The following is a 13610-nucleotide window of genomic DNA, read 5'->3' on the forward strand; positions in this document are numbered from 1 at the left end:
TTTACTTCGCGACTTCCGACACCAGCCGGTACAGGAACTCGCGCCCGTCGTACAGGCGCTGGATCTCGATGCGCTCGTCCAGCCCGTGTGCGCGCGCATCGGCCGGCTCGAGGAACATGCCGGTCACGCCGTACATCGGGATGCCGGCGTTGCGCAGGAAGCGGCTGTCGGTGGCGCCGGTGCTCATGGCGGGCACCACGGGCACGCCGGGCCACATCTGCTGCGTGAGCGTCTCGACCGTCTTCACGAGGTCGCCGTTGAGCGGCGAGGCCGGGCTGCGCAGCGGCTTGCCCATGTTGCGCACCACGATCTTGTCGTTGCCGACGGCCTGGGTCAGCAGGCGCTCGACCTCCTCGGGATCGTCGTGCGGCAGGATGCGGCAGTTGACCGTGGCCTTGGCCGATTGCGGCAGCGCGTTCTCGGCATGGCCGGCCTGCACCATCGTCGCCACGCAGGTGGTGCGCAGCTGCGCGTTGTAGGCCGGGTTGGCCGTCATGCGCTCGAGCACGCCGGCGTCGGGGTTGCCGCTGCCGATGGCGCGCATGTCGTCGGCCAGCTGGCCGGTGGCAAACGGGGCGCTGCGCGCGAAGTAGGTCTTGGTGACGTCCGCGAGCTTGATCGGGAAGGCGTAGTTGCCCAGGCGCTCCAGGCCGGCCGAGAGCGCGTAGATCGGGTTGGTCTTGGTCGGCACCGAGCTGTGGCCGCCCACGTCGCGCGCCTCGAGCATGTAGGTGGTGTACATCTTCTCGGCCACCTGCATGCGGTGCAGGTTCGGCTTGCCGCCGCGCAGCTCGCCGCCGCCGCCTTCGTTGATGCCGAACTCGGCCTGCAGCAGCTCGGGCTTGTTGTTGATGAGCCAGAAGGCGCCGTTGCTCAGCGCGTCGCCGCGTTCCTCGTCGGCGGTGAGCGCCAGGATGATGTCGCGCTTGGGCTTGAAGCCTTCCTGCTTGAGCTGCCCGAGCACAGAGACCAGCGCCGCGGCCATGGCCTTGTCGTCGATGGCGCCGCGCGCCGTGAAGTAGCCGCCGGTTTCCTGCAGCTTGAAGGGGTCGGTCTTCCAGTCTTCGCGGCGGGCCTCGACCACGTCGATGTGGGCCAGCAGCAGCAACGGCTTCTTGCTGCCGTCGCCCTTGAAACGCAGCACCAGGTTCCCCTTCTTCGGGAAGGGCTCGAAGATCTGGATGTCGCCGGGCGCGAAGCCCGCGTCGACCAGCCGTTTTTCCATGGCCCGCGCCGCGACCGTGTTGTCGCCCACCGAGTGGGTGGTGTTGATCTCGATCAGTTCCTTGTAGATCTCGCGAAAGCGCTGCTGCTGCGCGGTGAGCGGCGCGGTCTGGGCCTGGGCGCCGGCGATGCCGGCCAGAGCCAGCGAGAGCGCGAGCACGCCGCGTTTGGCGCTGCGCAAGGGCGAAGAAGAAAACGACGAACGGCGACGGGTCTGCATCCTCATGGTCTGGCTCTCTCCGATGGTTGTTGTGGCGAGGGCAGCATAGCAAGCGGGCCGCGTTTTCGCCCGCGCCTGAGCGACCGCGAAGACAGGCACACTCGCGGCCATGGGCACGCGCATGCAATGGGACATCTTCTGCAAGGTCATCGACAACCACGGCGACCTGGGCGTCTGCTGGCGCCTGGCCTGCCAGCTGGCGGCGGCGGGCGAGCGCGCGCGGCTGTGGGTCGATGACCCGACGGCGCTGAACTGGATGGCGCCGGCCGCCTGCGACGGCGTGCAGGTGATCGACTGGTCCGACGCCGAAGCCGTGCGCCGCGCCGTCGCCGACCCGGCGCCCGAGGTGCTGGTCGAGGCTTTCGGTTGCGACCCGGAGCCGGAACTCATCGCGCGTTTCGCGCAGGCCCCGAGCCATGCGCAGGCCTGGATCAACCTCGAGTACCTGTCGGCCGAACCCTATGTCGAGAAACTGCACCGGCTGCCCTCGCCCGTGTTCAAGGGCCCGGGCGCCGGGCTGACGAAACGTTTCTTCTACCCCGGCTTCACGCCCGCGACCGGCGGCCTGCTGCGCGAGCCCGACCTGATGGCGCGGCAGGCGCGCTTCGACCGCGCCCGCTGGCTGCAGGCGCAGCAGATTCCCTGGCAGGAAGGCGAGCGCCTGGTGTCGCTCTTCTGTTATGAGCCGCCCGCGCTGGCCGCCCTGCTCGCCCGGCTGGCCGCCGACCCGGTGCCCACGCGGCTGCTGGTCACCGCAGGCCGGGCCGCGCATGCGGTGCGAGCGTGCATGTCAGATCGCCCGTTGGACGTTCAAAGTTCGCTATCAATTTCATACCTCCCCTACCTCAGCCAGGCGGATTTCGACCACCTGCTGTGGGCCTGCGACCTCAACTTCGTGCGCGGCGAAGACTCGCTGGTGCGCGCCCTCTGGGCCGGCGCGCCGCTGGTCTGGCAGATCTACCCGCAGGACGACGACGCGCACCACGTCAAGCTCAACGCCTGGCTCGACTGGCTCGGCGCCCCCCCGGAGCTGCGGCTTTTTCACCACGCCTGGAACGGCTTCGGCGACGCCCCCCTGCCCGCGCCCGGCCCGCTGGACGCCTGGCGCGACACCGCCCGTGCGGCGCGCGACAGGCTGCTCGCGCAGGACGATCTGCTGGCCCAGTTGCGGCAGCTGGTCGCCGGAAAAAGCTAAAATAGCGGGCTTTGCGGAATTCAGCCCTGGCCGCCACGGTCGGGGACGCCTTTCGCCAAACCTGCCGCGGGACATGTACGGCGGGGCCAGATACGACGGCATGCAGCGCCGAGGGCCCCGCGCACCGAGCGGCCAACATCCAGAGAACCTGATATGAAAATCGCTCAAGAAATCCGCGCCGGCAACGTCATCATGCACGGCAAGGACCCGATGGTCGTCCTCAAGACCGAATACAGCCGCGGCGGCCGCAACAGCGCCACCGTGCGCATGAAGATGAAGAGCCTGATCGCCAACTTCAACACCGAAGTGGTCTTCAAGGCCGACGACAAGATCGACCAGATCGTGCTGGACAAGAAGGAGTGCACCTACTCCTACTTCGCCGACCCGATGTACGTCTGCATGGACGCCGAGTACAACCAGTACGAAGTCGAAGCCGAGAACATGGGCGACGCCCTGAACTACCTCGAAGACGGCATGGCCGTCGAAGTGGTGTTCTACGACGGCAAGGCCATCTCGGTCGAACTGCCGACCAGCGTCGAGCGCGAAATCACCTGGACCGAGCCGGCCGTCAAGGGCGACACCTCGGGCAAGGTCATGAAGCCCGCCAAGATCGCCACCGGCTTCGAAGTCGGCGTGCCGCTGTTCGTGTCGCAAGGCGACAAGATCGAAATCGACACCCGCACCGGCGAATACCGCAAGCGCGTCTGAGCGCGTCTGCACCCGGCTGACCACCACCACGACGAAGGCTCCGCAAGGAGCCTTTTTCGTTGGCGGGCACGCGGGTTGCATCGGCGCACAATGCCAAGCCAATTCCGTTCGACGACCGTTTCATGAACAACACGCACAACATTCACGACAAGCGCCTGGCCGATGCCTGGGCCACGCTGCAGTCCCATTCCGACCGAGGCCTGCCCCTCGATCCCGATCCCTCGCGCCTGGCCTTCGCCGACCCCGAGTTCCTGTTGCGCCGCGAAACGCGCGGCATCCGCATGCAGCTCGAGCTGATGAAGCCCGACCTCGAGCAGCGCGCCCACGGCATCGAGAACACGGTGGTGGTCTTCGGCAGCGCGCGTTTCCGCAGCGAAGACGAGGCCGCCGCGCTGGTCGCGCAGGCCGAGGCGGCCGGCGACACGGCCCTGGCCGAGCGCTGGCGCCGGCTCTCGCGCAATTCGCACTACTACGAGAAGGCGCGCACCTTCGGCAAGCTGGTCGCGCAGTACAGCGAGAAGAAGGAACCGCAGGACAAGCTCTTCGTATGCACCGGCGGCGGCCCCGGCATCATGCAGGCGGCCAACCGCGGCGCGCATGAAGCCGGCGGCCTCTCGGTCGGCCTGGCGATCGCGCTGCCGATGGAAGAAGAAGCCAACCCCTACGTCACGCCGGCACTGAGCTTCAAGTTCCACTACTTCGCGATCCGCAAGATGCATTTCATGATGCGTGCGAAGGCGCTGGTGGCGTTCCCGGGCGGCTTCGGCACGCTCGACGAGCTGTTCGAGGTGATCACGCTGGTCCAGACCAAGAAGTCGAAGCCGGTGCCGATCGTGCTCTTCGGCTCGGACTACTGGAAGAAGCTGATCGACTTCGACTTCCTGGTCGACGAAGGCGTGATCTCGCCCGGCGACGTGAAGCTCTTCGAATACGTCGACGCGCCGGAAGACGCGTGGGACGCCATCAAGCGCTTCTACAAACTCTGACCGCCCCGCTCAGGCGTCGTCGCTGTCGTCGGGCCGCAGGGCCTGCTCGAAGAAGCGCGTGAGCGCGCGGGCGCGGCGACGGCGGTCGGCCACGGGGTTCGCGTGCGGCCCCATGGCCACGGCATCATCGGCCACGCCGTGCAGCGCGTTGAAGAGGATCACGGCCGTCAGCGTCGCGTCCTCGACCTCCCACACACCCGCGGCGTCGCCCTGCTTCAGCAGGGTGACCAGCTGCGTGATGACGACGTTGTCGTTGCGCATGCGCCGGTCCTCGGGCCGGTACTCGTGGAACACCACGTCGTGCAGCGCGACGTTGTCCAGGTAGGTCTCCAGCCCCGCTTCCACCCAGGCCTTGAGCCGCGCGCGGTACTTGCCCGACGCGTGGCGGTCCATCGCCTCCTGCAGGCGCGCGCAGAAGGTGTCGACGAAGCGCTGCTGCAGCGCGCCGAGCAGCGCCTCCTTCGACGGAAAGTACAGATAGAAGGTGCCCTTGGCCACCTGCGCGCCGGCGGCGATGTCGTCGATGCTGGTGGCGAGGATGCCCTTGGCGATGAACAGCTGCTCGGCGGCGTCCATCAGTGCGACGGCGCGGGTCTGCGGCGCCTTGGTGCGGCGGCGCGCGGCGGTGGCGGGGGCGTCGTCGGGGCTGCTGCTTGTCATGGTCAAGAACCAGCCATGGCACCGGCGCGTGCCGTGTCGATGGCGGCGTGCACGGCCGCGGCATCGAGACACAGGCCGCGCGGGGCCAGCACGCGCTCGCGCAGCCAGGCCAGGGCCTCGTCGGTGCGGGCGAAGGTGCTCGCGGGAATGCCGAAGAGTTTTTCGACGTTCATCTTGCTGATCTTCTCGAACTGGTCGGCGGGCACCACGCTCGCCATGCCCATCATATGGCGGCGGATGTCGGCGCCGCGCGCCTGCAGCCACTGCCTGGCACTCTGGGCGCTGCCCTCGGGATGCACCAGCGCATCGGCGTCCGCGAACACGCGCAGCGAGACAAAGGGCTCGCCGCGGTCGAGCCAGCGGTTCCAGTCCTCGGTGAAGGCCTGCAGGCTTTCCAGCGTCTGCAGGCCTGCGGACACGCTGATGACCAGCGGCCATTGACTGAGTTCGTGACGGATCATGAAAGACTCCTTGTAGACAACCGGAAGGCGCCGGGCACTGCGGCGCAGGAAGGGAATGCGGACGGCGGGCATGGCGAACGGCTCAGGCACGCGTGGGGGCGGCGAGCGCGGCGGCACGCGGCCTGACACGCAGCAGCAGCCCCGCCGCCACCAGGCCGGCCACGCCGGCACAGGCCATCGCGGCATGGAAGCCGCCCGCGAGCGCATCGCTCAGGAGCCGCTGCGCCATGCCGGGGTCGAGCGCGGCCAGCGCGCCGAGGTCGTGGCGGGACACCGCCGCCACGGCCGCCTGCGGTGCATCGGGCACGCCGGCACGCGCGAGCGAATCGGCCATCAGCGCGGTGGCGCGCGTGCGCATCAGCGTGCCGAGCAGCGCGATGCCGATCAGCATGCCGCCCTGGCGCAGCGCGTTCATGGTGGCCGAGGCCATGCCCGAGCGCTGCGCGGGCACCGAGGCCATCACCGCCGTGCTCGTGGCCGGCACGGCCAGGCCCGCGCCCGCACCCAGCGCCACGAAGAGCAGCGCCAGCGGCAGGTACGGCGTGTCGGCCGAGAACAGCGTCAGCAGCAGCATCGCCACGCCGATCAGTCCGTAGCCCGCGACCATCAGCGTGTGCACCTCGAAGCGGCGCGCCAGCCGGCCGAACTGCGAGGCCACGAGGCCCGTCGCCACGAACTGCGGCACCAGCCGCCAACCCGTCTCGCTGGCCGACCAGCCCTGCACCTGCTGCAGGAACAGCGAGAAGAAGAACAGGCTGGCGTAGGTCGAGAAGCCCAGCACGAACGAGGCGAAGTTGGTGACCGAAAAGCGCGCGTCGCGGAACAGCGCGAGCGGCAGGAGCGGCCGTTCCACGCGCGCCTCCACGGCCAGGAACAGCGCCAGTCCGACACCCGCCGCGACGAGCGCGACCACCGCGTGGCGCGAGCCCCAGCCGTGCTCGCCCGCGGCAATGAGCCCGTAGGTCAACGCGCCCAGCCAGAGCACGCTGAGCACCTGCCCCGCCGGGTCGAGCGCCGCATGCTCGGGGTGCGAGGACTCGCGCAGGCCCCACATGCCCAGCGCCACGGTCAGCACGCCGATCGGCAGGTTGATGAGGAAGATGCTCTGCCAGCCCGCGTGGTCCACCAGCAGGCCGCCGAGCATCGGCCCGAGGATCAGCGACAGCGCCGTGAACGACGACCAGCCGCCGATCACCCGCGCGCGGCTGGCCGGCTCGGGGAAGGCGTGCGCCAGCAGCGACAGCGCGCCCGGAATCATCAGCGCCCCCGCCACGCCCTGCACCGCGCGGCCCGCCAGCAGCATCGGCAGCCCCGACGCCATCGCGCACATCGCCGAGCCCACGGTGAAGACCACCACGCCGGCCAGCCAGGCGCGCTTGCGGCCGTAGCGGTCGCCGATCGGGCCGGCCGACAGCATGAAGGCCGACAGGCACAGCGCATAGATGTCGATCACCCACTGCAGCCCGGCCAGGTCGGTCGCGAGCGCGCGCTGCAGCGTGGGCAGCGCGACGTTGACGATGCTCACGTCGAGCGTGGCGATGAAGCTGCCGAGGTAGACCGCCGCCACCAGGGCCAGGCGGCGGCGCGGGTCGGCAGCCGCCGACGGGGAATGGGAGCCCATGGACGCCTTCGGGTCAGGAAGAAAGAAGGCGTCGATACTGACTTCGAGTCAGTATTCTGTCAATCAAATGAGAATTACTGTTATTTGCAACGTGGGATTCAAACCGCCGTCACAGCTTCAATCCCCAGGTCGCCTTGGCGCCCAGCGCCAGCACGCCGCCCACCACCCAGAACACGCCGGCAATGCCGATCAGCGCGCCGAGCGAGCCGAACAGCATCGGCATCGCGACGCTCGATGCGTTGATGGTCATCAGCCGCAGCCCCAACGCCTCGCCGTGCCGGGCATGCGGCGTGATCTGGTGCAGCATGCTCATCACCATCGGCTGCACTGCGCCGAGCGCGAAGCCCAGCACCACGGAGCAGATGCCCATGGTCCACGGTGAATTCAGCAGCGGGTAGATGGCGAACACGGCCGCAGTGACGACGGTCGAGCTCAGGATCACGCTGCGCTCCGACGCACGCGACGCGATCAGCGGCAACACGATGCGGATGACTGCCGCGGCGATCGCGAAGGCGCCGAGGATGGAGCCGATCACCGAGGCGCTGATACCCCGGTCGTGGCCCAGCACCGGCAGCACGAAGGCGTGCACGTCCCAGCTCGACGACTGCAGCCAGTTCACGAACAGCAGGCGGCGGAACATCGGCTCGCGCAGCAGGTCCCAGGCCCGCGTGGGCGCGGCGCCCGGCACCGGCGCCACCCGCGGCGGCTCGTGCGCGCCGCGCGCCAGCAGCCAGCACAGCAGCGGCAGGAAGGCCATCACGGCGAAGCAGATGCGAAAGGCCAGCAGGTCTGCCGGCGCGCGGCCGGCGTGGTCGATCAGCATCCCGGCAAGGAAGGGCCCGACGAAGTTCGCCGCCGCCGGCGCGATGGCCAGCCAGCTGAACACGCGCTTGAGCTGCGTCGGGTCGGTGGCCGAGCGGCCCACGTGCCGCTGCAGCGCGATGACGGTCGCGCCGGTGGCGCCGCCGGTCAGCAGCGCGGCGATGCACATGACCGGAAACACCGGAAAAATCAGCGCCAGCCCTGCCCCGCCCGAGGCCGCGATCACCGACAGCCACAGCGGCCGCTTGAGCCCGTGCCGGTCGGCGAAGCGCCCGGCCGGCAACGCCAGAAACACCTGGGTCAGCGCGAACAGCGCGATCAGCAGGCCGACGGCCGCTGCGCTGTAGCCTTGCTGCAGCGCCAGCAGCGGTGTGGCGAGTCGCATGCCCGCCATCGTGGCGTGCAAACAGACCTGCGCCACGATGACGCGCAGCAGTTCAGAACCTTTCACGGGGTGTCGTCGCCCTCGCTGTCAGTGTCGGCCGTGGGCGGCAGCAGCGCCTGCGACTGCGCTTCGGGCAAGGCCTCGACCTTGCGCAGCGCCAGGCGCATCTGCTTGGCGCGCGTGTCGGCCTTGTCGATGGTGTCGGAGGCCTTGGCTACCTGCTCCTTGATGCGCGCCACCCATTCGCCATAGCGCTCGAACTCGGTCTTGACCGCGCCCAGCACCTTCCAGACCTCGGAGGCCTGGCGCTCCAGCGCCAGCGTGCGAAAGCCCATGTGCAGGCTGTTGAGCATGGCGAGCAAGGTGGTCGGGCCGGCCAGCGTCACACGGTGCTGGCGCTGGATCGCGTCCATCAGACCGGGGCGGCGCAGCACCTCGGCGTAGAGGCTTTCGACCGGCAGGAACAGGATCGCGAAGTCGGTGGTGTGCGGCGCCGCGAGGTAGTTCTCGGCGATCGATTTGGCCTCGACGCGGATGCGCGTCTCGAGCGCCTTGGCCGCGGCCTCGGCGCCGGCCGCATCGGCGCGCTCGTGGGCGTCGATGAGGCGCTCGTAGTCATCGCGCGGGAACTTGGCGTCGATCGGAAGCCACACCGGTGCGCCGTCGTCGCCGCGCCCCGGGAAGCGGATCGCAAAGTCGACGCGCTGGCCGCTGCGCGGCTTGGTCTCGACCTGGCGCGCGTACTGCTCGGGCGTGAGCACCTGCTCGAGCAGCGCCTCGAGCTGCACCTCGCCGAACACGCCGCGCGTCTTCACGTTGGTCAGCACGCGCTGCAGGCTGCCCACGCCGACGGCCAGCGTCTGCATCTCGCCCAGGCCCTTGTGCACCTGCTCGAGCCGGTCGGCCACCTGCTTGAAGCTTTCGCCCAGGCGCGCCTCGAGCGTGCTCTGCAGCTTCTCGTCGACGGTCTTGCGCATCTCGTCGAGCTTGGCGGCATTGCTCTGTTGCAGCTGGGCCAGCTGGGTTTCCATGGTCGTGCGCACCTCGGAAAGGCGCCGCGCGTTCGATTCGCTCAGCCCCTGCAGCTGGGTGTTCAGCGTGTCGGCCAGGGTCTTCTGCAGCGAGGCGAGCTGCAGCGCGAAGGCGTCGAGCTGCGCGTTCTGCGTGCGCGTGGCCTCGGCGCCCTGCTGCACCAGCGACTGCTGGAAGGTGGCGAAGGCCTGCGCGGTTTCCTGGCGTGCGCCGCGCGAGCTTTCGCCGATCTCGTGGCGCAGCTCGCGCTCGGTGCGTTCGTTGGCGCGGCCCATGGCGGCGAGCACGCCCAGCATTTCGCTGTGATCAGGTGGGGGTGGCCGGCGGGCCAGCAGCCAGATGACCAGCACCAGCTGCACCACGGCGAGTGCGGCCAGTGCGAGAAGAATCAGATCCGTCAGTTCCAAGGTGGGGGGCGTGTCGCTCTCGCTGTCAGGTTACTTCGTGGCCGCCGGCACCGGCGTGACGGGGGTCAAGGGCCCCTTGCCGGAGCCCCAGGCGATGAGGTTGTCGGCCGCCAGGTCGGCCATGGCGCGGCGCGTGGGCACGGTGGCGCTGGCGATGTGCGGCGTGAGCACCACGTTGGGCACGGTGAGCAGGTCGGGGTGGACCTTGGGCTCGCCCTCGAACACGTCGAGGCCGGCGGCGGCGATGCGCTTCTCGCGCAGCGCCACGGCCAGTGCCGCGTCGTCGACGATGCCGCCGCGCGCAATGTTGACCAGCGTGGCGGTCGGCTTCATGAGCGCGATCTCGGCCGCGCCGATGGTGTGGTGCGAGGCCGGCGAGTACGGCACGACCAGCACGACGTGGTCGGCGGTCTTGAGCAGCTCTTCCTTGCCGACGTAGCGGGCCTTGCACTCGGCCTCGAGCGCGGCATCGAGGCGCGAGCGGTTGTGATAGATCACGTTCATGCCGAAGCCGTGCGCGCCGCGCCTGGCAATGCCCTGCCCGATGCGGCCCATGCCGATGATGCCCAGCGTCGAGCCGTGGATGTCGGAGCCGGCGAACATGTCGTAGCTCCACTTTTCCCACTTGCCGGCACGCAGGAAGTGTTCGCTCTCGGTGATGCGGCGCGCGGTGGCCATGAGCAGCGCGAAGCCGAAGTCGGCCGTGGTTTCGGTGAGCACGTCGGGCGCGTTGGTGCCCAGCACGCCGCGTGCGGCCATGGCGTCGACGTCGAAGTTGTTGTAGCCCACGGCCATGTTGGCGCAGATCTTCAGCTCGGGGCAGGCGTCGAGCACCGCGGCGTCGATGCGCTCGCTGCCGGTGGTGAAGGCGCCCTGCTTGCCTTGCAGCTTCGCGATGAGCTGGTCCTTGCTCCAGGTCTCGTCGGCCTGGTTCGACTCGACCTCGAAATGCTGCGCCAGGCGCGCGAGGGTTTCGGGGAACACCGCGCGCGCGACCAGGATCTTGGGCTTGCTGCTGCTCATGGAACGTGTCTCTTTCTTTGAAGGGCTGGAGGGATCAACGGAAGAAGATGAAGGTGCACAGGACGAACAGCGGGACCAGGATCGCGCCCGACCACGCCATGTAGCCGAAGAAGCTGGGCATGCGCACGCCGCGGCTTTCGGCGATGGCCTTGACCATCAGGTTCGGCGCGTTGCCGATGTAGGTGTTGGCGCCCATGAACACGGCGCCGGCCGAGATGGCGGCCAGCGTGCTGGCATAGGTGGTCATGAGCGCCGCCGGGTCGCCGCCTGCCGTGTTGAAGAACACGAGGTAGGTCGGCGCGTTGTCCAGGAACGAGCTCAGGATGCCGGTGGCCCAGAAGTACATGGCCGGGTCGGGCTGGCCGTCGGCGCGCGTCACGGCAGCCACGATGGCGCCGAACGGGCCCTGTGTGCCGGCCTTGAGCATGGCGATCACCGGGATGATCGTCAGGAAGATCCCGGCGAAGAGCTTGGCCACCTCGGCCATCGGGCCCCACTCGAACTGGTTGTCGGCGTGCACCTTGGGCGCCGTGAGCTTGTACGAGACGATGGCGATCAGCGCCAGCCCCACGTCGCGCACCAGGCCCGGCAGGCCAACCTCGGTGCCGAACACGTCGAACACCACGGGCGATTTCCAGAAGCCGCTCAGCAGCACCAGCGCGACGATGCCGCCCAAGAGCCAGAAGTTGGCCGCGCCGTCGAAGCCCAGGCGCGGGGTGTCGGGCGTCGGGTCGACGGGCAGCACGCCGTCCTTGCGGTAGAAGTGGCGGTCGATGGCATAGAACAGCGCCAGCAACACGGCCAGGATGAAGATCGTCTCGGGCAGGATGTGCTGCGCGGTCCAGAAGAAGCCCACGCCCTTGAGGAAGCCGAGGAACAGCGGCGGATCGCCCAGCGGCGTGAGCGAGCCGCCCGCGTTCGACACGATGAAGATGAAGAACACGATCACGTGCACCTTGCGCTGCCGGTTGTCGTTGGCCCGGATCAGCGGCCGGATCAGCAGCATCGAGGCGCCCGTGGTGCCCATGAAGCTCGCGAGCACCGCGCCGATGGCCAGGATCGCCGTGTTGAGCCCGGGTGTGCCGCGCAGGTTGCCGCGGATGTGGATGCCCCCCGCCACGGTGAAGAGCGCCGTGAGCAGGATGATGAACGGGATGTACTCGGCCACCAGCGCATGCACCAGCTGCACGCCCGCCAGCCCTGCGCCGTAGGTTGCGGCAAAGGGCAGCAGGAAGGCCAGCGCCCAGGCGGCGGAAATCTTGCCGTAGTGGTGGTGCCAGAACGCGGGCGTGGCCAGCGGCAGCAGCGCGATGGAAAGCAGGATGCCGGCGAACGGCACGCCCCACAGCGGCGAGAGCGCGGCACCGTCGAAATCGGCGGCGAAGGCCAGGGCGGGAAAGAGCATCGGCAGCGCCGCGGCTGCCGTCAGTCGGATCGTTTTCTTCATGGGGGCTGTACCGTACCAGACAGGTCAGTACAGCCTTCAAACGGGGGGTTGTTCGATCTCGAACACCTGGCGCAGGTAGGCCAGGTATTTCTCGTCCTCGCACATGTTCTTGGACGGCGTGTCCGACAGCTTGGCCACCGGCTGGTCGTTGCACTGGATCATCTTGATGACGATCTGCAGCGGCTCGTAGCCGAGGTCGTTGGTGAGGTTGGTGCCGATGCCGAAGGCCAGCAGGCAGCGCCCGCGGAACTGCTGGTACAGCTCGATGGTGCGCGGCACCGTGAGGCCGTCGCTGAAGATCAGCGTCTTGGTGAGCGGGTCGACCCGGTTCGCGTGGTAGTGCGCCAGCATGCGCTCGCCCCACTGGAACGGGTCGCCGCTGTCGTGGCGCGCGCCGTCGAAGAGCTTGCAGAAGTACAGGTCGAAGTCGCGCAGGAAGGCGCTCATGCCGTACACGTCGGAGAGCGCAATGCCCAGGTCGCCGCGGTACTCGCGGGCCCAGCTCTCGAAGCCGAAGATCTGGCTGTCGCGCAGCCGCGGGCCCAGGGCCTGGCAGGCCTGCAGGTACTCGTGCGCCATGGTGCCCAGCGGAATGAGCCCGAGCTTCATGGCGTACAGCACGTTGCTGGTGCCCGCCAGCTGCGGCAGGTGTTCGCCAGCGGGCGACTTGGCCGGCGGCGAGGCCACGGCGCCGAGCCGCTGGGTCAGGGTGCGCAGCACTTCCTCGTGCCAGTCTTTCGAGAAGCGGCGGCGCGTGCCGTAGTCGGCGATCTTGAGGTCGCCCAGGCCGGCTTCCTGCAGCTGGCTGATCTTGAGGTCGAGGCGGCGGCGGCCTTCCTCGAAGTCGGGGTTCTTCTGCGTGTTGCGAAAGTAGACCTCGTTCACGATGGCCAGCACCGGGATCTCGAACAGGATGGTGTGCAGCCACGGCCCCTTGATGCGGATCTCGAGTTCGCCCGAGGGCTGGGGGATGACGTTGATGTACTTCTCGTTGAGCCGAAACAGGCCCAGGAAGTCGACGAAGTCGCTCTTGATGAAGCGCATCGAGCGCAGGTAGGCGAGTTCGGCGTCGCGAAACTGCAGCGAGCACAGGCTGCGGATCTCGTCGCGGATCTGTCCCGCGAACTGCGCGAGGTTGACGCCCGGGTTGCGGCACTTGAAGCGGTACTCGACCCGCGCCCCCGGAAAGTGGTGCAGGACCACCTGCATCATCGTGAACTTGTAGAGGTCGGTGTCGAGCAGGCTGTGAATGATCATGGTGCGGTGCGCGGTGTCTCGGGTCTCTGTCGTCGGCGTCCGTTCCATTATCACGGCCTGCGTCGGCCTGTGCCTACGAGGGCCGGCCTGCACGTCCTACCGGCAGGGGGAATCACCCACGCGACATTGATTTCACGGCGGCGGCATGTTCCGCCGGGTCAT

At 68.6% G+C, this 13610-nt stretch carries 12 protein-coding genes; 3 read left to right on the plus strand and 9 right to left on the minus strand.

From position 1 onward, the window contains the following. Position 1: 1 nt before the first annotated feature. A complete protein-coding gene (locus AC3WQR_RS05535) occupies positions 2-1450 on the minus strand; it encodes a M20/M25/M40 family metallo-hydrolase (RefSeq protein WP_354347211.1) in 1449 nt (482 codons plus the stop codon). A 103-nt stretch (positions 1451-1553) separates the two neighbouring features. On the opposite strand from AC3WQR_RS05535, the gene earP reads away from it, so the two are divergent. The 3 genes from earP (at position 1554) to AC3WQR_RS05550 (ending at position 4333) form a co-directional block, all read left to right on the plus strand. Further along, entirely contained in the window at positions 1554-2639 is a 1086-nt protein-coding gene (earP, locus tag AC3WQR_RS05540; RefSeq protein ID WP_492741367.1) for an elongation factor P maturation arginine rhamnosyltransferase EarP, read from the plus strand. Between the two features lie 153 nt (positions 2640-2792). Continuing rightward, complete coding sequence (gene efp / locus AC3WQR_RS05545) at positions 2793-3347, plus strand: elongation factor P (RefSeq protein WP_062479082.1); 555 nt, start codon at positions 2793-2795, stop codon at positions 3345-3347. Positions 3348-3469: 122 nt separating this feature from the next. Then, complete coding sequence (locus AC3WQR_RS05550) at positions 3470-4333, plus strand: LOG family protein (protein WP_070059745.1); 864 nt, start codon at positions 3470-3472, stop codon at positions 4331-4333. A gap of 9 nt (positions 4334-4342) precedes the next feature. Here the strand turns inward: AC3WQR_RS05550 and AC3WQR_RS05555 are convergent, their stop codons facing one another. The 8 genes from AC3WQR_RS05555 to pncB form a co-directional block, all read right to left on the minus strand. Continuing rightward, positions 4343-4993, minus strand: coding sequence for a TetR/AcrR family transcriptional regulator (locus tag AC3WQR_RS05555; RefSeq protein ID WP_492741368.1), 651 nt, complete (start codon positions 4991-4993; stop codon positions 4343-4345). Positions 4994-4995: 2 nt separating this feature from the next. After that, positions 4996-5454, minus strand: coding sequence for a hypothetical protein (locus tag AC3WQR_RS05560; RefSeq protein ID WP_070059632.1), 459 nt, complete (start codon positions 5452-5454; stop codon positions 4996-4998). An 82-nt stretch (positions 5455-5536) separates the two neighbouring features. Continuing rightward, positions 5537-7075, minus strand: a complete 1539-nt coding sequence (locus tag AC3WQR_RS05565) for an MFS transporter (protein WP_492741369.1) — start codon at positions 7073-7075, stop codon at positions 5537-5539. Positions 7076-7184: 109 nt separating this feature from the next. Beyond that, positions 7185-8348, minus strand: a complete 1164-nt coding sequence (locus AC3WQR_RS05570) for an MFS transporter (RefSeq protein ID WP_070059634.1) — start codon at positions 8346-8348, stop codon at positions 7185-7187. Next, the gene (locus tag AC3WQR_RS05575) at positions 8345-9715 is read right to left on the minus strand and encodes a DNA recombination protein RmuC (protein ID WP_492741464.1); all 1371 of its coding nucleotides are present in this window, start codon (positions 9713-9715) and stop codon (positions 8345-8347) included. Before AC3WQR_RS05575 ends, AC3WQR_RS05570 begins: the two co-directional genes overlap by 4 nt. 36 nt (positions 9716-9751) lie before the next feature. Continuing rightward, positions 9752-10744 carry a 2-hydroxyacid dehydrogenase gene (locus tag AC3WQR_RS05580; protein WP_492741370.1) on the minus strand — a complete coding sequence of 331 codons (993 nt, stop codon included), beginning with the start codon at positions 10742-10744 and terminating at the stop codon, positions 9752-9754. A 34-nt stretch (positions 10745-10778) separates the two neighbouring features. Next, positions 10779-12191 carry a sodium:proton antiporter gene (locus AC3WQR_RS05585; protein WP_492741371.1) on the minus strand — a complete coding sequence of 471 codons (1413 nt, stop codon included), beginning with the start codon at positions 12189-12191 and terminating at the stop codon, positions 10779-10781. A gap of 36 nt (positions 12192-12227) precedes the next feature. After that, a complete protein-coding gene (gene pncB / locus AC3WQR_RS05590; protein ID WP_062470551.1) occupies positions 12228-13448 on the minus strand; it encodes a nicotinate phosphoribosyltransferase in 1221 nt (406 codons plus the stop codon). Positions 13449-13610 lie beyond the last annotated feature (162 nt).

The sequence above is a fragment of the Variovorax sp. FW305-3-2-15-B-LB1 genome, from assembly GCF_058787635.1.

Bases quoted from the DNA above. Each gene is read 5' to 3' on its own strand.
- AC3WQR_RS05535 (WP_354347211.1), bottom strand. From the start codon at position 1,450: ATGAGGATGCAGACCCGTCGCCGTTCGTCGTTTTCTTCTTCGCCCTTG.
- earP (WP_492741367.1), top strand. From the start codon at position 1,554: ATGGGCACGCGCATGCAATGGGACATCTTCTGCAAGGTCATCGACAAC.
- efp (WP_062479082.1), top strand. From the start codon at position 2,793: ATGAAAATCGCTCAAGAAATCCGCGCCGGCAACGTCATCATGCACGGC.
- AC3WQR_RS05550 (WP_070059745.1), top strand. From the start codon at position 3,470: ATGAACAACACGCACAACATTCACGACAAGCGCCTGGCCGATGCCTGG.
- AC3WQR_RS05555 (WP_492741368.1), bottom strand. From the start codon at position 4,993: ATGACAAGCAGCAGCCCCGACGACGCCCCCGCCACCGCCGCGCGCCGC.
- AC3WQR_RS05560 (WP_070059632.1), bottom strand. From the start codon at position 5,454: ATGATCCGTCACGAACTCAGTCAATGGCCGCTGGTCATCAGCGTGTCC.
- AC3WQR_RS05565 (WP_492741369.1), bottom strand. From the start codon at position 7,075: ATGGGCTCCCATTCCCCGTCGGCGGCTGCCGACCCGCGCCGCCGCCTG.
- AC3WQR_RS05580 (WP_492741370.1), bottom strand. From the start codon at position 10,744: ATGAGCAGCAGCAAGCCCAAGATCCTGGTCGCGCGCGCGGTGTTCCCC.
- AC3WQR_RS05585 (WP_492741371.1), bottom strand. From the start codon at position 12,191: ATGAAGAAAACGATCCGACTGACGGCAGCCGCGGCGCTGCCGATGCTC.
- pncB (WP_062470551.1), bottom strand. From the start codon at position 13,448: ATGATCATTCACAGCCTGCTCGACACCGACCTCTACAAGTTCACGATG.